Genomic DNA, 19,528 nt, shown 5'->3' with positions numbered 1-19,528 from the left:
GCTTAAATGGCGGTTGTGAAGCGGGTTGCCTTTTTTCTGGTTGTGATGTGTGCCTGGATGGGCGCTGCGGGCTGGGCGGCGGCTCAGGGGCAGCGCACGGTTGGCGCGCAGGCCAGCTCCTGCTACCTGTACCCGCAATTTGTCGCCCCGCGTTTCATCCAACCGGAATTTGAGCGCCGGGCGCGGGAGAAAAACGATTTTGTCAAACCCGACCCCTACCGGGCAGAGTTCATCAAGCCCCAGTTTATCACCCCGGAATTTGTGCGCCCGCAATTCCAACCGCGCACCTACTTGGGGTGTTCCGGCAACCGGTTTGAGCCGGTGGAAAACGGATACAAGCTGGCCCTCCAGCAATATGGCCGTGCGCAAACCAATGCGGCGCCCCAGGAGGCGGGCGCGCAGGTGGCGGCGGCCCCTTCGCCGCATTCTGCGTATCACTACAAACCGCCTGCTCGCGCGGAGGATTGCTGCGGTGGCGACGTGGCGGACAAGCCCGCGGCACCCGCGCCGCGGGAGGAAATCAGGCCCAATTAAGCTGCCCGTCCGGGGTGAGGCCTCGAGGTTCAACTTTCCGGCAAGCCCGAGCATGAACAGGCTTGCGGCTTTCGCAGGTTCCGACTGATGTGCGCCATATGCGGCTTTGTGCATTGGGATGGACGCCCGGTTGCGCCGGACGTGCTGGCGGCCATGCGCGATGTGATGGCCAATCGCGGGCCGGATCATGCGGGCTTGTGGGTGCAGGGGCCGGTGGGGTTGGGGCATCGGCGGCTGAAAATCATTGACTTGTCGGACCAGGCCAATCAGCCGATGTCCAATGAGGACGGCTCCCTGTGGCTGGTGTACAACGGGGAGATTTACAATTTTCCGGAATTGACCCGCGAGCTGAAGGCGGCGGGGCATCGCTTTGTTTCCCACTGCGACACCGAGGTCATCCTGCATGGTTATGAAGAATGGGGCGAGGGGGTGGTGGAGCGGCTGGACGGCATGTTTGCCTTTGGTTTGTGGGATGCGCGGCGGCAGCAATTGTTGCTGGCGCGTGACCGGTTCGGCAAGAAGCCTCTCTATTACACCCAGCAAGGGCAGCGTCTGGCTTTTGCCTCCGATATCAAAGCCTTTCGCCGGGACCCTGAAATGACGCTTCGGCTCAACCCGGCGGCCATTGATTGTTACTTGCATCACCTGGCCACGACGCAGGAGCAATGCATTTATTGCGAGGTGCAGAAGGTCAAACCGGCGCACTATGGCGTTTTTTCCGCCGCCGGGGTGCGCTGGGTGCGCTATTGGCAGCCGCCGTTTGGGCACAAGCTGGCGTTGCGCGAGCCAGAATGGCTGGAGCGCATTGAGGCGGCCTTGCGGCGGGCGGTGCGCCGGCGGTTAATCAGTGATGTGCCCTTGGGAGCTTTTCTGAGCGGCGGGGTGGATTCAAGTCTGGTGGTGGCGCTGATGAGCCAGGTGTCCGGCGGGCCGGTGCGGACGTTTTCCGTCGGTTTTCGCGAACAAGATTATTCGGAGCTGCATTATGCGCGGCTGGTGGCGGCGCGCTATGGGACGGCGCATGAGGAAATCATGCTGCAGCCGGATGTGCTGGGCATTCTGCCGTCGCTGGTGTGGGAATTTGGCGAGCCCTTTGCGGATTCCTCGGCCATTCCGGCATTTTATGTGGCCCAGGCGGCGCGGCGGTCGGTGACGGTGGCGTTGTCTGGCGATGGGGGGGACGAAATGTTCGGAGGGTATGACATTGCGCGGGCGGCGTGGGCGGCGTGGTGGTACGAGCGCTGCACGCCCGGCCCCGCGCGCCGGATGATGGACGAGGTGTTGCTGCAGCGGGAGCGGGTGGAGCAGGTTCCCCTGTTGCGCAAGCTCAGCACGGTGGCCATTCACGCCAGCCGGGACCCGGGTACGCGGCACAGTCTCTCGATGGCTTTTGGGCCGCGGGAGAAGGCGCAGCTCTATCGCGACGCTTTTCGCCATCTGCTGCAGGACGAGCCGGCGCTGGAGGTGTTTGCCGTGTGGCAGCCGGAGATAGCGGCGTTGCATCCGGTGGACCGCCATTTATTCCTGACCATGGTGACGCGATTGCCAAACGATTACCTGGTGAAGGTGGATGTGGCCTCCATGAAGGTGGCGCTGGAATTGCGCTGTCCGTTTCTGGATACAGCGGTGGCGGAGCTGGCGGGGTCCATTGACCCGCTGTGCAAGGTGCGGCACGGCCGGCAAAAGTATCTGTTGAAGAAACTGGCGGCGCGGCATTTGCCGCACGAGGTGATTTACCGGCGCAAGCAGGGTTTTGCGCTGCCGTTGGAACACTGGCTGCGGCGGGAATGGGTGCCGTGGCTGCGGCGCTGGCTGCCGGCGGGGCATCTGGTGGCCACGGGGTGGTTTGATGCTTCGGCGATACACCAATTCATTGAGGAGCACGCCCGCGGAAAGGCCAATCACACGCATCGGCTGTGGGCTTTGGTGTGGCTGGAGCTGTGGTGGCAGATGTTTGTGGAAGGCACCTTGAAGCCGGGGGACCGGTTGAGCCTGGAGGGTCCTTGAGCGGGGGCGGGCCCCTGGCAGGTGGCTTTCATTCTCCGATTTATTTCTTGCTTGGCAGGGAGGGCATTCCGGGGCATAGACAAAACGACACCAGACAATCCATGAATTTTTACGATGTCATCAAGACGCGCCGCAGCGTGCGGCTCTATCATTCCACGCCGGTCAGTCCCGACAAACTGGAACGCATTTGGGAGGCCGTGCGGTGGGCGCCCTCGGCCTGCAATTTGCAGCCGTGGCGGTTTTTGTTGGTGAAAAGTGACGCCATGCGCGCCCGGGTGAGCCGCTATTTGCAGCCGTGGGTGATGACGGCGCCTTTGATTATTGTGGGCCTGGGGCATCGCAAGCTGGGTTGGCGGCGGGATGGCCAGAGTTACCACGAGGTGGATGTGGCCATTGCGTTCGAGCATCTGGTGCTGGCGGCGGCTGCCGAGGGGCTGGGCACGTGCTGGATATGCGCCTTTGACCGCCAGGGCATGCGGCTGGCGCTGAATCTGGATGAGGATTGGGACCCGGTGGCGGTGACCCCGCTGGGGTATCCGAATGACCCCACCCCGCGCCCGCCGCGCAAGACCATCGGGGACATTGTCAGTGAGGTTTAATTCAGTCTTCGATGCGGCCTGAACATCTTGAGCTGCTGGCCTGCCCCGAATGCCGGGGTGATTTGCAGCTTTCACCCGGCGCGGCAATGGTGGAGGGCCGCATCGAGAGGGGGGAACTGGCGTGTGTGCGCTGTGCCCGCCGGTATCCCATCCAGCGCTTTATTCCCCGCTTTGTGCCGTCGGAAAATTACGCGGCCGGTTTTGGCTTTGAATGGCTGCAACACGCGCGGACACAGTACGACAGCTACACCGGCGTGCCGGTCAGCGAGAAAAGATTTTTTGAGGAAACGCGCTGGCCGCGGGATTTGCGGGGCGAGCGGATGTTGGAGGTGGGGTGTGGTTCCGGACGATTCACCGAGCAGGCGGCGCGCACGGGGGCGATGGTGGTTTCGATTGATTACAGCGTGGCGGTGGAGGCCTGCCACGCCTCGAATGGGCGGCTGCCGAATGTGCTGGTGGCGCAAGGAGACATTTATCGGCTGCCGGTGCGTTTTGATTTTTTTGACAAGCTCTATTGTTTTGGGGTGCTGCAGCACACGCCCCAGCCGGAGCAGGCCTTCATGGCCTTGCCGCGCCATCTCAAACCGGGGGGGCGGCTGGCGGTGGATGTGTACAAGCGCAATGACTCGCTGCGGGGGCACATCGGCAAGCTTTTTGGCACCAAATATTTTGTGCGCCCCCTCACGCGCCGCATGGCGCCGGAGCGGCTGTATCGGTGGGTGAATGCGTATGTGCGCGGAATGTGGCCGGTGGCCCGCGTCATTCACCGGATTCCGCGCCTTGGCCGATGGCTGAACTGGCGGCTGTTGATTGCGGATTATCGCGGCGTCTATCCCTTGAAGGAGGAGCATTTGCTGGAGTGGGCCATTTTGGACACCTTCGACATGCTGTCGCCGCGCTATGATTATCCGCAGACTCTGGAGACGGTGCGGCAATGGTTTGCGCGGGCGGGGCTGGAGGAGGTGGAGGTGCACTACGGGTACAACGGCATTGAAGGGCGCGGGCGGCGGCCGGGCCCATCCGTTGGCGGCTGAGAGCGCCAACTCAAGGTTCAAAGGCGCCAAGGCTCAGCCGGCCTTGGGCTGGACGCGGGCGGAAGGAGATTTTTTCCGTGGCCAATATCCGCGCGGGTTCAAACCGGGGACGAGGGAGGGAGGCCTCCAGCGTTTGGCCAAATTTTACCAGAGGACTTTGGGGCAGGGGACGCCAGTCTTGCAGGGCGGCTTGCACAAAACCGGGGTCGGGGCCGGTGTGGGTTTGTTGCCAGTGCCGCGGCAGATGCGTGGAGCCGCGGGGCACCCAGTTGTGCGCGCCCTCGGAGCGATAGGAGAGGCCGGGGTCGTAGAGCAGGCGCAGAGGTTTGCCGCCGGCATAAAAAACACCATGGTACACCTCCAGGGCCTCAAAAGCGTCCTGTAACTTAAACACGCCGGCCCGGGCGAATTCCGGAGCCATCAGGAAGGTGTTGTGAATAAACTGGGCGCGTCCGTGACTGGTGCCGCTGCCGTCGCCGCCGACGCGCAGAGCCGAGGCCAGGACGCCACGTGATTTGTGCAGCACATTACCCACAATCAACGCATCGCAGCGGACGGTTGGCGCGTTGCTGGCGGGCTGCCCCTGGCGGTCAGGGCCCAGCAATTCCAACTCCCGGCCCCAGGCGCCTTCGAGCCAGTTGTACCAAAGCTCGGTGCGGCGGGCGCGGGATTTGACATTGTTGCCGCCGCGCCCCTCCAGGACGTGGCAAAATTCCATGCGGAAAACGGCGTCAGGGTATTTCAAGGTGTCCATGCCGATGTAAATTTGGTGATACACTTCGCCGCGTCCGCAGCGGGCCACCGTGACCTGGTACAGCGTCAGAGAACCGGCGGCGTCCGAGTTCAGGATGCCATGGCCGTCCACGTCATAAACGGCCACGCGCCGCAACACCGAGCCGTGGCCAACATGGCGCACGCCGCGGGTGGCATTGGTATCGCCGCCGCCGGTGATTTCCAAATCCTCCAACACATAATAGTCCCCGCTGATGCGGATGACGGCGGCTTCGGCGCCCTGAACTCCTGCAATCACCGGGCGGCGGCCGACGATGGGTTTGCCGCGGATGGTGATGGGTTGGGCGGCGGTGCCGCTGGCGGTGAAGCGCACGTCGCCGCGATAAGTGGCTTGGCCCATCAATTCAACGAGGTCACCGGGCCGGAGCAGCGGGGCGATGCTTTGAAGATTGGTATGGGTTTGGTCCGGCCCCACTACATAGACCGCCGCAGCCAGAGAAAGGGCGCAAAGCAGAAAGGCCCAGGTCAGGCAACGTGGTATCACGGCGCGCATGGAATTAGGGGCGCAAATCCAGGGCGGCAAAAAACACATCGTCCGGCACAGCGTGAAAAACGGCGGTGGTGAGTTGAGGGTGGGCGCGGGCTTCTTCGACAAAATCCTTCATGGGGTCCAGGCGCGCGCTGTAGTTGTAGGCCAGCAGGAGTGCGCCGGGCTTGAGCTTGCGCGGATACAGTTTGCGGAAATAATCCAGGTACCCGGTTTTGTCGGCGTTCAACAGCACGAAGTCGTAGTTTTTTTTTAGAGTGGGGACAAGCTGGTGAGCGTTGCCTTCCAGGCTGGTGATGTGCCGGGACACACCCAGAGCCTGCCAGTGTTGCATGGCCTTGGCGCGTCGCTCGGGCACAATTTCGATGGTGGTAACACGCCCGCCACGGGACATGGCGGCCAGCGCCAGCCAGAAAGTCCAGTAACCATGGGCGGTGCCGATTTCCAGGATTTCCCGTGCGCCGCGCAGATGCGCCAGAAGATGGGCGACCGCGGTCTCCGCGCGGTTCACCACAAACATGCTTTCGTCCTCGGCTTCAAGCTGGCGCAGGATTTTTTCCCACTGGTCGCGTTGGGCAGCGGAGACCCGCGCGGCTGCAACAGGCTGATGGGACTGGGCCAGCAGCAGGGCGGAGGCGGCCCCGAGCATGGCGGTTTGCCCGAGAAAAGCGCGGCGCGGCAGTTTGGAGTGCCGTGAATTGGGGGAGAGGGCCGGGGTGGTTTTCATGGTGCAAGCAGGGCGTGCCTTATGGTTTTCGTGCGGTGGATGCAGTTTTGTTGGAGAGTTGGATAACAGGGCGCGGAGGCTTTTGGCTGGGAGTGTGGTCATGCCCAAGGACGTTGGCAAAAAGGCCACGGTTCTGCAAGCCCACCCGTGCCTGAATGGGCTGAGGGAACTCGCCTGCCTTTTAGGGCAGGGAGACATTGACGGCATTGGTGCGCCATTCGGGCATGACGGCCCACAAGTTCAAAGGGGCGAGCGCCTTGCCGTACCGGATGAATCGGGCGCTGCCATCGCACATGGCATAGACGGAGCCGGTGCCCCCCCGCGTGCTGCCGGCCTTGCCGTGACGGCCTTGTTCAATCTCATCCAAATCATTGCCTGCCCGCTGGGTAAAATCCATGTAAACATGGGTGGACTGAGTTTCCTTTTCGCCCAGCAGGATGGTATCGGAGGGGTCTTTGACCACGCCTTCGGGCATGCCGGGATTCCAGGAGCGGCGCATGTAGGCCTGGAAATCGGCGGCGTTGGTGAAGACAGTCAGAAAGTAATCATTCCACCCATTCATGACATAACTGCGCGGCTCCAGGTCAATGGGGAATTGCGGGTTGGCATTCCAGGTGCGCGGGTTGGGGTCATCCGAGGGGCAACGCAGCAGTTTGGCGTTTTGATAATAAGAGAACAGACCGGTCATCCAGCAAGGATTAAGGGTGCGCGGGTAATACCGTTGCTCGTTATCGTCCACATACATTTGGTGGGCCAGGGAAAGCTGTTTGTTGTTGTTGATGCAAAAGGTGCGTTTGGCGGCTTCTTTGGCGCTGGCCAGCGCGGGCAGGAGCATGGCGGCCAGAAGCGCGATGATGGCAATGACCACCAGCAGTTCAATGAGGGTGAACGCCTGCAGGGGCCGCTTTGTTTCCGGCATCATAACGTCGTCAGTGCTGATTGGACGCGGGTTCGGTTGCCAAACATCAAAAAAGAATTGGCGCGGGGCCAGCCTGAGCGACTCAGCGCACGGTGACGTCCACGGCATTGGTGCGCCAAAGTTCAGTGACCGCCCACATGTTGATGGGGCTGACGGCCTTGCCAAATTTGATGAAGCGGGCCGTGCCGTCCGCAAAGCCGTGCACCGACCCGGCACTGGCTTTGCTGGCCCCGGCCTTGCCGTGGCGGCCATGCTCGACTTCTTCCATGTCATTGCCCACGCCCTGCGAAAAGTCCATGTACACGTGGGGTGAGCGCGTTTCTTTTTCGCCGAAGATGATGGTGGTGGAGGGGTCTTTGATGGCAGTGGCGGGCATGCCCACCCATTTGCCGGGGAACATGTAGAGCTGCCAATCGCGGGCATTGGTGAAAACATTCATGAAATAGTCATTGTAGGCATTCATCAGATAACTGCGCGGGGCGGCGTCCACAGGATACACCGTGCCGCCGCCAAAGCCGGTCCAGCGGGCGGGTTCAGGGTCATCGCTGGGACAGAGGAGCATCTTGGATTGATTGTAGTAGGGCAGCAGGCCGGTCATCCAGCAGGGGTTGATGGTACGGGGGTAGAATTGGTCCTCGTTGTCATCCACGTACATTTGATGCGCCAAAACCAGTTGCTTGTTGTTGTTGATGCAAAAGGTGCGTTTGGCGGCTTCTTTGGCGCTGGCCAGGGCGGGCAGCAACATGGCGGCCAGGAGGGCAATGATGGCAATGACCACCAGCAGCTCAATCAATGTGAAGGCGCGACGAGGGGCCAGCAGGGGCAAGAAATCCACCTGCGCGACCAATCCCCTGCGTCGTGCCGGGCGATTTCTCACTGGCAATTTCATACCAATCATGCCGTTACCGGGCGGCATCATCTATCCTAGACGCGTGAACGCGGGCATTGGTTGCAAAGAAATGATTGCCGCCCATCAATATAAACCGGTTGCGCCATTCGGGCTAGCGCAACTTCAACGCCCCCAAGGCGGGCTTTTCATCCTCAGACGCCTTGTTTCAACACCTGCACCGCCTGGCGGACCCACCGGGGGTCGAGGTGATCGGTCTCAAAGCTTTGCCCAATGTCCCGCAACTGAGTGAGCCGCAGTTGGCCGCCCAGGTGTTCGCGAAATTCCTGCAGGCCTTCCCACAAGGCCCATTGGCCGGCGGCGGTGTTTTTTTCCATGAGGGGGGAGTAAAGGCTGAATCCCAATTGGTGGAGGAGAGCAAGAATGCGGCCCGCCGCCGGGGCGGGCAGCCAGCCCGCCTGGCGGGCACACAGCACGTCCACCGCGATGCCCATGGCCACGGCTTCGCCGTGACGCAAGGTCCAATCGGATAGTGCTTCCAGTTTATGGGCGGCCCAGTGACCAAAATCCAGCGGCCGGGCGGAGCCAAATTCAAAAGGGTCGCCGCCCTGGGCAATATGCGTCACATGCAATTCGGCACAACGGTAAATGGCGCTTTGGACGGCTTGTGGCTCAAAATCCAGCAGGGCTTGGGCCTCGCGCTCCAATTGGGCAAAGAAGGCGGCGTCCTTGAGGCAGGCGACTTTGACGGCTTCAACCCACCCCGCCCGGCGGTCACGTTCGGCAAGGGTGTGGAGCAGGGCCAGGTCGTTGATGACGGCATAAGGGGGGGCAAAGGTGCCGAGAAAGTTCTTTTTCCCAAAGGCGTTGATGCCGTTCTTCACGCCCACTCCGGAATCGGCCTGGGCGAGCACAGTGCTGGGCAGGCGAATCAGCCGCAAACCACGGTGAGCCAGTGCGGCGGCCAGACCTGCCAAGTCCAATAAAGCCCCGCCCCCGGCAGCAATGAGGTAATTGTGGCGGTCCAGGCGGTGTTTTTCGATTTCCTGAAGCAACGAATGAAGGTGTGCCCAGTCATTCTTCACGGTCTCGCCGCCTGGATAAACCAAGGGGGGACTGACCAGCTCCAACGTGCCTCTGTGTTGGGCAAACCATGGAATGACCGAGGCCAGCCATTCCGGTTGCGCTTGAGCCAGGCCGACGTCCACCACCATCCAAACCCGGGCGGGCTGGATTTCGTTGTTACTGCAAAGGACCTTGGCCAAAAGAGGGTTTTCTGGGTGAAAGAGGTTTCGGGTGAAGAACACGCGGTGTTGCCATCTGACCGTGATGGGATGCTCGATAACAGGCAGCGGGGCGAAGCTCATGATGGCTCCTGATTCTGGCTGGCAGCCAGGCGGCGAAGGTAGTCAAAGGAGTAAATGCCGGCTTGGTGGCCTTCGGCCCAGACGAGGTTGACGGCATAATTGCCCACGGGGAGCAGGCGGGCCAATTGGAAGGCGGTGGGGGTGAGGGGGCGGTCTGGGGCTTTATACACCTTTCCCATGACATCCATTTCGCCCTTGCATCCGGCGCAGGGGCAGTGGCGGCGGAGCATTTCCAGAGGTAAGAAGGCTTCCGAGCCATCCTCCCATTTGATGGCCAGCTCCTGGCCGACAACCTGTAAATCCAGCGGTCGCATGGGGTTACGATAACAGCATGAGGGGCGTTTTCAAGAAGGGGAATGGGGCAACCTTGGATGGCGGGAGACAAGCGCATCTTTGTAAGGCCTTAATCTTGGTACAGGAATTGTAAAAGTGGCTCGGCCAGAACAAGTTATGATTTGTAGATTTTTTAATGAAAAAAATTGTCAAAGATTTGCAGGTGTGTCATTTTATCATAGTTGAGAATGGCACTGCCTTTGCTATTCTTGGCGGGTGGATGATGTGTAGTTTGAGCAAGTTATTGTCCAACAAAATATTTGGGTGGATGGTTTTGGCATGGCTGGCCATGCCGGGGACGATACTTGCCCAGACGTTCTATACGTGGACGGGCAGTGTTTCAACGAATTGGGGGACCGCTGGCAACTGGAGCCCTGCTGCCGTCCCCGACAGTACCTCAGCCTTCGTTACCTTTGACGCCGCAGGCACCACGCGGCATTTAGTGAATTTGGGGGGCGAAGCTCGGACGGTTCAAGGCATGCGATTTTTGAATGCCGCGGGGAGTGTTTCTTTTACCCTCAATAGTGTAAATAACTTTCGCTTGGAAACAGGCACTTGGGGCATCACCAACCTGGATGCCGACGTGCAGGTTTTTAACACGCAGATGCGGCTGGTTAGCGGCAACCAAACTTGGTCTTCAGTGGCGGGCGGAGGCCTGACTTTTAATAATACGGTTGATTTGCGGGGACGCATATTAACCCTGGCTGGTGCTGGCACACTAACATTTAACGGGGTTGTCACTGAAAACAGCACCAGCTCCATCACACACAACTCCACCGGACTAACCATTTTCAACGGCAACAATAATTACACCGGCGGGTTGACCATCAACAATGGGACCGTGAGATTTGGCCATAATAATGCGGCGGGCACCGGCACTCTGACCCTCAACGGGGGCTCGATACAGGCCGGAGGCGGGGCAAGGACGCTGAATAATACAGTCTCCGTAGGGGGTGATTTTGGGGTGGGCGGCACGAACGATTTGACGCTCTCGGGGGACATGACGCTGGTATCCACCACGAACCGGGTGGTGACCGTGACCAACAGCGGTTTGACCACCTTTTCAGGTTATATCACGGGCAGCGGACTGGTGAAGTCGGGCACGGGGACGCTGTTGTTGAGCAACGATTACAATGATTTCGATGGCTTGCGGGTGCAGGCGGGCACCCTGAGCCTGCGGCCCGGAGGCAACCTGGACATCTATGGGTCGGGCAGCAGTGTGGCAGGCAGTGGTGCCATTGTGATTGATGGGGGCACGCTGTTGTTGAATCCCGTGGGCGACATCACCACCTTGGACCGCGAAATTACCTGGACCACCAATGGCGGCACGTTGGACATAGCGCGCCCTGCTCGGGGGGTGAGCGCGTGGGGGGGATTTAATGTCAATGCCTCTTCCAACACACCGGCCATCATCCGTTACAACACACTGGCGAATACCGTGGGATACGGCGCATGGGATGCCGGTGAGGATTTCAACATACCCAACGGGAGCTTGTATGGGACGGGCACGGTGGTTTTTGCGTTGGACAATGGCGCCACCTTCCAGCTCCGTGACACCAATTTTCTGGGCACCTTGATACTTCGCGGCCCTGCCAATGGCAATTCCACCGTGGGCAGCTTTGCCACCAATGTGGGGCGTCTTTCCTTAAGTGGCAATACCTCACCAGCGGATTTCACTAATTTTGCGTTTTATGGCGGGGTGGTGATTGAGGGGGCAGTGCAGGTCACCGAGTATTATGACAGGAGGCGCATTTCTTCGGACATTCTGGTGCGCACTAACGCCCGGGTCAATTTCCAGGGGCGCAGCACCGCCGATTCGGTGCAGGACGACTATTTGATTCTGGGCGGCAGTGTGCTGAATGCCAACACCTTGACCATTCAAAGCAATGCGGTGGCCACGATTGACATCCGGTTCCGCAGTGATAACGCCATCAACACCTCTGGGGTGATTCTGGACGCGAAAACTGTGATTGAAGCGGGGGGTACGCTGATGTTTGGGTATTCCCGTCAAAATGATGGGTTGCCGGGCATGACGGGTGAGCATCTGGTGCGTGGCAACATTGAAGGGCGGGGCAGAGGCGTGGGGTCTTGCTGCGGCACCGAGGGCGAGTCCATCGTGGATTTGCGCATTGGCATCGGGAGTCCGAGCACCAATCTATTAATTGGCGGTTTCACGAATGGCGTCATTTTTGCGCCGTCTGTGGCCTTGATTGTGAACAGCCCAGACCCGAATTGTTGCAATGGGTTGCGCATCCAGGGGCCGGGGGCGTTTGTCACCAACCTGGTGACGCCGGCGCGGTTGCAGAACTTGCAGGGCACCAATGGCACGCTGACCATCGCCTTTAGCGACAGCGCGGCGCAAACTTTTGCGCCGGGACCATCCGCCCCGAGCCCCATCAAGCTGGGCTTTGACCGCACCACCAACACCGTAAACCCCGTCTATACCATTGGCCAAACCGCCAATGACATGGCCAACTTCAGCGGCCTGGTGGTGAAGGGCGGCACCGTGCAATTGGGCGCGAATCAATCTTTTGTGGGCACGGCGGCCATTCGGACGACCTTGGATGTTTGCGGCGGCACGCTGGTGTTGGGCAGCGGCACCACCCCGCGGACGTTGACGATTGAGGGCAATGCGTTGCTGCAAGGGGGCACGCTCAGCGGCGGAGCAGGGACCACCAAAGGCACGCTGGTCATTGGCGGGGATTTGATTGGCAATGGCACCACGCTGGCCAACACTCCGAATATCACCATGAACCCGGCGGCCAGCGAAACCACTTATGTCAGCGGCACCACACCGCTCACCGGCATGGGCGCCTTTGTCAAGAACGGGCCGGGGACGACGGTGCTGGCCAATCAAATCACCCCGACGCGCGTGGTCATCAACAACGGCACGCTTTTATTGGGAGCGGACGAGCGGATTGGCAATTCGGTGCCGATGACGCTGGCAGGCGGCACCTTTGCCACCGGCGGATATGACGAGACCCTGGGCAAACTGACGTTGGACGCCAACTCCACCGTGGATTTGGGCGCGGGGAACAGCATTTTAACCTTTGCCAACAGCACCACCGAGTCGTGGAATGCTTCGGCCATCCTGAGTATTGTGAATTGGACGGGCAACCTCTATGGGGGTGGAACAGATCAAGTGCATTTTGGCCCCGGCGGTTTGACTGCTGGCCAGCTTTCGCAAGTCCGATTCGTCAATCCGTTTGGGTTGACGCCCGGCATTTACAATGCGGTGATGTTGAGCAGCGGCGAGGTGGTGCCAGTGCCCGAGCCGGCCACAATTGTGGCGGTGGTATTACTGGCGGGTTTGGTGGGTTGGCGTGAGCGCAACCGGTGGTTGGTGTTGGGCCGAAAAGTGCTAGCTGCTATTCATTAAATCTTTTCTGCCCAAAAGGCTGGGCAGTAACTTCATCAAGTGCCGGCAGGATAAGGCACGGAGTCATTTTTCGTAATCCAAGGGGTTGGGAATCATGCGGGGATGGGCAGGGGGTGCGCATAAGCAAAACTTCTGTTAGTTGCTCATTATTAACCCTTTTTACACAAAAAATTTTCTTTTTTGGGATTGCACTCCATCAAGAATTTAGCTAATTATTGCCTTGTACCCTAACAAGCATGCCGTCTGCCAATGGACACAAAGGCCAGTTTAGCCTTTGGGGGGGGCAAAGAATGTCTTTGTGCTAATGGTGGCGGCAAACCGTGCAGAAAGGACAATAATGTTTATGCAAACACAGCAATCCAACTTCAATGGCGGGCTTCTTGGAGAGGTCAGGCAGGGAGCAGGTTTCAGGCCCGGATTAAGAAGCTGGCTGGCGGGATTAACCCTGGCTTTAACGGTATCGCTGGCGCATGGTCAATGGGTGGCCATCAATGATGTTTTCAATGGCCCCCTGACTCATCCCAATGTGACCACTTATGGCACGGTTGCCCAAGGCGTTTCGATTACGGGCAGCGGGTTCCTGAAGGATTTGAGCACGGGGCAGGATTTGTCCGCACGCTTGGAAATCTACAATGAAAACGTGGTGCCTGCGGGCACGATGGGCACGCCCAACCAGGACACCCCGGCGATGAACATGTTTGGACCGTATGTGGACTGGAGCACGGCGTCTGGAGGCCAGAACGCAGTGTATTTGGATTCCACCTCGGACGTCATTTATTATCGTTTCACTGGTTTGAACCCCGCCGCCCGTTACTCTTTCCATGGCACAGCCGTGCGCGGCAATTCGGGCTATACCATTCGGTGGACGCGGGTTACTTTGCTGGGGGCCGAATCCTTTGATGCGGCCAATCTGACGGGGCCCTCCAGCCCGGGCATATTGGATGCGCAGTATCCGGGGTCTGGACTTGGCCCCAATGAGGTGGCTTTCAACCCCGGTTATAATGTTGTGGCGGGTGACGTGGTGGGGTGGACAAACATTGACCCTGGCGCCGATGGGGAAATCATCATTGTCTGCCGGGTGTACACCGGGCCAATCCCCGCCGGCACCGCGGCTACCGTATCCTACGGTTTCAACGCGCTGCGTCTGGAGGAATTGATGAGCGGACCGATTGAAATTGTGCGCCAACCGGAAACCAATGTGGTGGTGGAGGCCTTCAGCCCGTGGTCCCTATCGGTGGAAACCCTGGGGGGCGGCCCGCAATACCAATGGTACCGAGGCACGCCGGGCAATGCGGTGGCCATTGAGGGCGCCACCCGGCGCACGTACAGCGTTCCAAGCGCCATGTTGTCAGACAGCGGTACGTATTTTGCGGTCATCCGCAACCAATACAATGCCATGACCACCACGGTTTCCACCGTGACGGTGTTTGTAAATCCCATTCAAATCACGCAGCAACCGACCAACCGCCTGACGATTTTGGAATTGCGGCCCTTGAACCTGAGTGTGGGGGTGACGGGCACGCGCCCGCAATTTCAATGGTACAAGAATGGCCAGGCCATTCCCGATGCCACCAACCAGACCTTCACCATTGCCTCGGCGGTGGCGGCGGACAGCGGGAATTATTATGTGGTGGTCACCAACCTTCTTTACGGAGCGACGAGCACGGTGGCGCAAGTGATTGTGTCCTCGGATATCGCCCCACCGCAGGTGGTGCGCATTGTGCCCAATACTTTTCACAATCAGGTGATTGTGGAATTCGATGAGGCAGTGGACCCTGGCGTGGCGGGCAATGGCGCCAATTATACGCCTAGCATGTTTGATGTGTATTCGGTGGTGCTGACCAACGACCGCACGGCGGTGTTGTTCACTTCGCCGCTGGCACCCAACACGGATTACAACCTGGATATTTTTGTGCAGGACCTGGTGAATAATTTTGACTTTCTCTCAACCTCCTTCCGCACGTGGACGCCCAACCTGGCGGGCGGGGTCATGTTTGATGTGTATTATACAGGGGGCGGCACGGCGATTACCAACCTGCTCAATCATACCAACTTCCCCCATGCACCGGACAGCAGCTTTGTGCTGACCAACTTCGACACCACGGTGTTCTGGCCGGATGCCAGCAATGGTGAACCTTATCGCCAGAATTACGGGGCCCGGATGCGCGGGTTCTTTATTCCGGTGGTGTCCGGGAATTATCACTTCTTCATTCGCAGCGATGACGCCTCCGAGTTGTACGTGAACCCCAACGGCCCCTCGGCCGATGGCAAGGTGCGCGTGGCGTATGAGACGGGCTGCTGCAACGCCTTCCAGGAGCCGGGCACGGCCATACAAACTTCGACCAACACCTTCGCTCTGGTGGCAGGCCGCCCGTATTACGTGGAGGCGGTTTACAAGGAAGGCACGGGCGGCGACTGGTGCCAGGTGGCAGCGCGCCGTGTGGGCGACCCCACTCCGGCCAACCAACTGGTACCGATTCTCGAGACGGGTGTGCCGTATTTGCCGCCGGGGTTGTATGGCCAGAATACCTTCCTGGCCGAACCGCAGGATATTACCCGCGAATCGCCCGCCTCTTTCACCCTCTCGGCTCTGGCTGCCAACAGTTTGAATGTGCCTCTCTCTTATCAATGGCAGCGCAATGATGGCGCGGGCTTTGTGGATATTCCCAATGCCCGGGGCCGCAACCTGTCCTTCACCAATGTGACCGTGGCGGAGAATGGCGCCCAGTTCCGGGTGATTGTGGCGGCCGGCGACACGGCCATCACCAGCCGGGTGGCCACGGTTACCATCACGCCGGATGTCACCGGTCCGCAGGTGGTCAACGCGCGCCGGGAGGCGAATTTGACCACCATCACCATCAACTTTACCGAGCCGCTGGACCCGGTGAATGCCACGACGGTGGGCAATTACCAGGTCTGCGATGCTTTCGTCCCGAACCGCTGCCTGAACATCCTTGGGGCGACCTTGACGAATAATAATACGACGGTGATTTTGGATACGGAAATGCCGGATTTGGCCGGGACCTATCAACTGCGGCTCAGTGGCGTCACCGACGTGCACGGCAATGTGATTCGGCCGCCGACGACGGTGCCGCTGCGGATTGTAGCCTCGTTCCAGGAAGGCCTTTATGGCTACACCGGCGCGCAGGACACCCAATTGCGCCAGGCCAATCCGGATGACAACTACAACACGGCGACTTCCCTGCTGGTGGACGCCTCCGATGGCGGCGGCGTGGTGCAGGTGTTGGTGGCATTCCGCAACCTGTTTGGGACGGGACCGGGTCAGATTCCACCGGGAGTGACCTTGCGGTCGGCCACCTTGCGGTTGTTCTCCATTGATGCCAACGCCGACACGCCGGGGCCCGTTTACCTGCACTTGATGTTGGTGCCGTGGGACAGCGCCAATGTGACATATAATTCGCTCACCGCTGGCGTGGCCACCAACGGGGTGGAGGCGACGACCAACAACTATGGCAGCATTGTTCCCAACTTCCCCAATCCCAACGGGACAACTTGGCAGACACGCGATGTGGATGTGCTCAGTTCCTTGCAAGCCTGGGCCTCTGGCCAGGTGGCTAATAATGGCTGGGTGTTGATTAACGTGAACACAGATGGTTACCGGTTTAGCTCCTCCGAATACAGCGAAGTGCAATACCGGCCGCTGTTGATGGTGGAATACGAGCCGGGCACCGAGGTGCAGCCGGTGCAAATTGTGAGCCAGCCGGCGCCGACGACAACCGTAAATGAAGGGGCTGCCGTGAACCTGTCGGTTTCCGTCTCGGGCACACGGCCGGAGTTTCAATGGTACAAGGACGGCCAGGTCTTGAGCGGCGCCACCAATGCCACCTTGACGCTGGCGAATGTGAACGAGACCTTCTCCGGGCGCTACTTCTGCATCGTCAGCAACTTTGCGCCGAGCATCGTGCAAAGCGCCGATGCGGTGGTGGTGGTGAATCCGGATACCAACCGGCCGGTGGTGGTGAGCGCGCTGGCCACCACCAACCTGTCGGAAATTCGGGTGGTGTTCAACAAGCCGATGAATGCCGCGAGTTTGGCGCAGGCCGGACGGTTCGTGGTGGCGCCGGCTTATGGCGGGGCGCCGCTGAATGTGCTGGGCGTGGCGCTGGCCACCAACGGACTGACCGCGACCATTACCACCGAGCCCCGCAATGCGTTCACGTATTACACCTTGACGGTGCGGGATGTGACGGATGTGGCCTATCGGCAAAATGTGCTGGCACCCAATCCCACGTGGCTGATTCTGGGCTCGCAAATCAGCCTGATTGCCCCCATCAGTGAATGGAAGTTCTTCCAGAACGGCGATGCGGGCGCGGGCTGGACGGCGCCGGCGTTTGATGACAGCGGCTGGTCCAATGGGCTGGCCTTGTTTGTGGGCAAGACCGGCACACCGGGGCAGGGAGATATTCCGATTGCCACATCGCTGGCCATGGGCCAGACCACGTATTATTTCCGCGGGCGGTTCAACCTGCCGTCGCTGGCGCAGTTGTCGGGCTTGCAGAGCTTCCAGATAATGGTGCGGCCCATCATTGACGACGGGGCCGTGTTTCACCTGAACGGGCAGGAAGCCTTGCGGGTGGGCATGACCAACGCCGGGCCCATCTTCTATGAGACCTTTGCCACGCGGTCTCAGGGCAACGATTACCGCTGGGAAGGGCCGTATGCCCTGCCGGTGGCCAACCTGGTGTTTGGTGGTCAGAACGTGATTGCGGTGGAAGTGCACCAGGTCAACGCCACCAGCAGTGACGTGGCCTTTGCGGCGGAGCTGCTCATCAATGTGCCGCCGGTGGAGCTGCGGCTGCAGCCCGCGGTGGTCAACGGCGACACCTTCCGCATCAACTGGCCGCCGTTGACCGGCTTCCGGTTGTATCAAGCCGACCGCGTGGAAGGCCCATACTCACCGGTGCCGGGTGACCCGGTGGGCACCTACTCGGTGTCCACCCGGGCGGCGCAAGGCAAGTTCTTCCAGGTGCGGCGAGAGCCTTAATCCTTGAGTGGGAAGACCTCCAGCCCGTCTCGATGAGAGGCGGGCTTTTTTTTGTCATTGCGTTGGCGCGGGGCTCCGGGTTCAATGCGGGCCGTAATCCTATGGCGCCCACAACACAAGTTTCCCAGTCCCGCGGTTACGTGCTTCTGGTTTGCTTCGTGGCCGCTTTGTCCGGTTTGTTGTTTGGTTATGATACGGGAGTCATTGGCGGCGCCATTGGCTTCATGCGGGCCAAGTTTTCGCTCAATCCGGCGCAGGAAGGTTGGACCGCGGCGAGCATTTTGGTGGGGTGCATGGTGGGGGTTTTAATTGCCGGGCCGGTGGCAGACCGCCTCGGACGCAAGCGGTTGCTGGTCATTGCTGGTTTGTTGTTCGGCATTTCCTCGGTGGGCACGGCGCTGCCGCAGACTTTATCGGTGTTTATTGCTTTCCGCCTGATGGCCGGCGTGGCGGTGGGGGCAGCCTCCATGGCGGCGCCCATGTATATTGCGGAAATCGCTCCGGCGGACTGGCGCGGGCGGCTTATCTCGCTCAATCAACTGGCGATTGTGACCGGCATTTTTGTAGTCTATTTCGCCAACTGGTTCATCGCCAGTTTGGGGGACGCCACGTGGAATCAGGAGCATGGCTGGCGCTGGATGTTTGCCTCGTGTGTGCTGCCCTCCCTGTTGTTTCTGGTGTTGCTCCTCTGGGTGCCGGAAAGCCCGCGCTGGCTGGTGAAGCAAAACCGGCCCGAAGAAGCGCGGGTCATTTTGGAGCGGGTGAACGGGGCAGAAGCCGCCGCTGCCGAATTGTCCGCCATTCATGCCGCCATTCAGCAGGAGGAGCCGGGCTTGGGGCAGTTGTTGAGACCGGGCCTGCGGCGCGCCTTGGTGATTGGCATCATGCTGGCGTTTCTGCAGCAGTTCACGGGCATCAACGCGTTCATTTACTTTGGGGCGGAGATTTTCAAAAGCATGGGCAGCTCCACGCAGACGGCCTTGATTCAGCATGTCCTGCTGGGCGGGGTGAATTTCCTCTTTACGCTGGTCGCCATTGCCACGGTGGACCGCCTGGGCCGCAAGCCGTTGATGGTCGCCGGCAGCTTGGGGATGGGGATTTGTCTCTTTGGCCTGTATTTTTCCTCCGGGGCGGGTACCGGGGCCGCCAGCGCGCTTAAACTGGTTTTTATTTTGGGGTATATTGCCTGTTTTGCGCTGAGCCTGGGGCCGGTGACGTGGGTGATTTTGGCGGAAATATTTCCCACGCGGGTGCGGGGACGCGCGCTGGGCCTGGCCACGTTTTGCTTGTGGCTTGGGGATTACCTGGTCACCCAGACTTACCCCATGATGGCGGAAAACGAATGGCTCCAGACGCATTTCCGGCAGGCGTTTCCGTTTCTCTTGTACGGCGCATTTTGTGTGGTGGAGGTGCTGTTTGTGCTCTTGTGGGTGCCGGAAACCAAGGGCAAAACGCTGGAGCAAATCGAGGCTGGCTGGCGGCACCAGTCCTGAAATCC

13 protein-coding genes are annotated in these 19,528 nt (G+C 59.9%); 7 read left to right on the top strand and 6 right to left on the bottom strand.

Going from position 1 to position 19,528, the window contains the following annotated elements:
• The first annotated feature begins 42 nt into the window (after positions 1-42).
• The 4 genes from NXS98_RS08725 (at position 43) to NXS98_RS08710 (ending at position 4,174) form a co-directional block, all read left to right on the top strand.
• On the top strand, positions 43-534 hold the full coding sequence (locus tag NXS98_RS08725; RefSeq protein ID WP_283844576.1) for a hypothetical protein: 492 nt from the start codon (positions 43-45) through the stop codon (positions 532-534).
• Positions 535-621: 87 nt separating this feature from the next.
• Positions 622-2,541 (top strand): asparagine synthase (glutamine-hydrolyzing), encoded by a 1,920-nt coding sequence (gene asnB, locus NXS98_RS08720; protein ID WP_283844575.1) that lies wholly within the window; start codon positions 622-624, stop codon positions 2,539-2,541.
• Positions 2,542-2,642: 101 nt separating this feature from the next.
• Complete coding sequence (locus NXS98_RS08715; RefSeq protein WP_283844574.1) at positions 2,643-3,140, top strand: nitroreductase family protein; 498 nt, start codon at positions 2,643-2,645, stop codon at positions 3,138-3,140.
• Positions 3,141-3,151: 11 nt separating this feature from the next.
• Positions 3,152-4,174 (top strand): methyltransferase domain-containing protein, encoded by a 1,023-nt coding sequence (locus NXS98_RS08710; RefSeq protein WP_283844573.1) that lies wholly within the window; start codon positions 3,152-3,154, stop codon positions 4,172-4,174.
• A 10-nt stretch (positions 4,175-4,184) separates the two neighbouring features.
• Here NXS98_RS08710 and NXS98_RS08705 read toward each other — a convergent pair whose 3' ends face one another.
• The 6 genes from NXS98_RS08705 to NXS98_RS08680 all read right to left on the bottom strand — a co-directional run bounded on the left by NXS98_RS08705 (position 4,185) and on the right by NXS98_RS08680 (position 9,627).
• Positions 4,185-5,450: a right-handed parallel beta-helix repeat-containing protein gene (locus NXS98_RS08705; protein ID WP_283844572.1), complete on the bottom strand. Its 1,266-nt coding sequence runs from the start codon at positions 5,448-5,450 to the stop codon at positions 4,185-4,187.
• A gap of 13 nt (positions 5,451-5,463) precedes the next feature.
• Positions 5,464-6,180: an O-methyltransferase gene (locus tag NXS98_RS08700; protein ID WP_283844571.1), complete on the bottom strand. Its 717-nt coding sequence runs from the start codon at positions 6,178-6,180 to the stop codon at positions 5,464-5,466.
• 181 nt (positions 6,181-6,361) lie between these two features.
• Positions 6,362-7,102 carry a prepilin-type N-terminal cleavage/methylation domain-containing protein gene (locus NXS98_RS08695; protein WP_283848102.1) on the bottom strand — a complete coding sequence of 247 codons (741 nt, stop codon included), beginning with the start codon at positions 7,100-7,102 and terminating at the stop codon, positions 6,362-6,364.
• Between the two features lie 79 nt (positions 7,103-7,181).
• A complete protein-coding gene (locus tag NXS98_RS08690) occupies positions 7,182-7,988 on the bottom strand; it encodes a prepilin-type N-terminal cleavage/methylation domain-containing protein (RefSeq protein WP_283848101.1) in 807 nt (268 codons plus the stop codon).
• A gap of 152 nt (positions 7,989-8,140) precedes the next feature.
• Positions 8,141-9,313: a 3-dehydroquinate synthase gene (locus tag NXS98_RS08685; protein WP_283848100.1), complete on the bottom strand. Its 1,173-nt coding sequence runs from the start codon at positions 9,311-9,313 to the stop codon at positions 8,141-8,143.
• Positions 9,310-9,627 (bottom strand): gamma-butyrobetaine hydroxylase-like domain-containing protein, encoded by a 318-nt coding sequence (locus NXS98_RS08680; protein WP_283848099.1) that lies wholly within the window; start codon positions 9,625-9,627, stop codon positions 9,310-9,312. Before NXS98_RS08680 ends, NXS98_RS08685 begins: the two co-directional genes overlap by 4 nt.
• 560 nt (positions 9,628-10,187) lie before the next feature.
• Between NXS98_RS08680 and NXS98_RS08675 the strand changes: the two genes are divergently transcribed.
• The 3 genes from NXS98_RS08675 to NXS98_RS08665 all read left to right on the top strand — a co-directional run bounded on the left by NXS98_RS08675 (position 10,188) and on the right by NXS98_RS08665 (position 19,523).
• A complete protein-coding gene (locus NXS98_RS08675) occupies positions 10,188-13,025 on the top strand; it encodes a beta strand repeat-containing protein (RefSeq protein WP_283848098.1) in 2,838 nt (945 codons plus the stop codon).
• 343 nt (positions 13,026-13,368) lie between these two features.
• Positions 13,369-18,030, top strand: a complete 4,662-nt coding sequence (locus NXS98_RS08670) for an immunoglobulin domain-containing protein (protein ID WP_283848097.1) — start codon at positions 13,369-13,371, stop codon at positions 18,028-18,030.
• A gap of 101 nt (positions 18,031-18,131) precedes the next feature.
• On the top strand, positions 18,132-19,523 hold the full coding sequence (locus NXS98_RS08665; protein WP_283848096.1) for a sugar porter family MFS transporter: 1,392 nt from the start codon (positions 18,132-18,134) through the stop codon (positions 19,521-19,523).
• The last annotated feature ends 5 nt before the right edge of the window (positions 19,524-19,528 follow it).

Source organism: Fontisphaera persica (assembly GCF_024832785.1).
Classification (GTDB): Bacteria; Verrucomicrobiota; Verrucomicrobiia; order Limisphaerales; family Fontisphaeraceae; genus Fontisphaera; species Fontisphaera persica.
This window is presented reverse-complemented; position numbering and strand designations above follow the sequence as displayed.

Bases quoted from the DNA above. Each gene is read 5' to 3' on its own strand.
- asnB (WP_283844575.1), top strand. From the start codon at position 622: ATGTGCGCCATATGCGGCTTTGTGCATTGGGATGGACGCCCGGTTGCG.
- NXS98_RS08715 (WP_283844574.1), top strand. From the start codon at position 2,643: ATGAATTTTTACGATGTCATCAAGACGCGCCGCAGCGTGCGGCTCTAT.
- NXS98_RS08710 (WP_283844573.1), top strand. From the start codon at position 3,152: ATGCGGCCTGAACATCTTGAGCTGCTGGCCTGCCCCGAATGCCGGGGT.
- NXS98_RS08700 (WP_283844571.1), bottom strand. From the start codon at position 6,180: ATGAAAACCACCCCGGCCCTCTCCCCCAATTCACGGCACTCCAAACTG.
- NXS98_RS08695 (WP_283848102.1), bottom strand. From the start codon at position 7,102: ATGATGCCGGAAACAAAGCGGCCCCTGCAGGCGTTCACCCTCATTGAA.
- NXS98_RS08690 (WP_283848101.1), bottom strand. From the start codon at position 7,988: ATGAAATTGCCAGTGAGAAATCGCCCGGCACGACGCAGGGGATTGGTC.
- NXS98_RS08685 (WP_283848100.1), bottom strand. From the start codon at position 9,313: ATGAGCTTCGCCCCGCTGCCTGTTATCGAGCATCCCATCACGGTCAGA.
- NXS98_RS08680 (WP_283848099.1), bottom strand. From the start codon at position 9,627: ATGCGACCGCTGGATTTACAGGTTGTCGGCCAGGAGCTGGCCATCAAA.
- NXS98_RS08670 (WP_283848097.1), top strand. From the start codon at position 13,369: ATGCAAACACAGCAATCCAACTTCAATGGCGGGCTTCTTGGAGAGGTC.
- NXS98_RS08665 (WP_283848096.1), top strand. From the start codon at position 18,132: ATGGCGCCCACAACACAAGTTTCCCAGTCCCGCGGTTACGTGCTTCTG.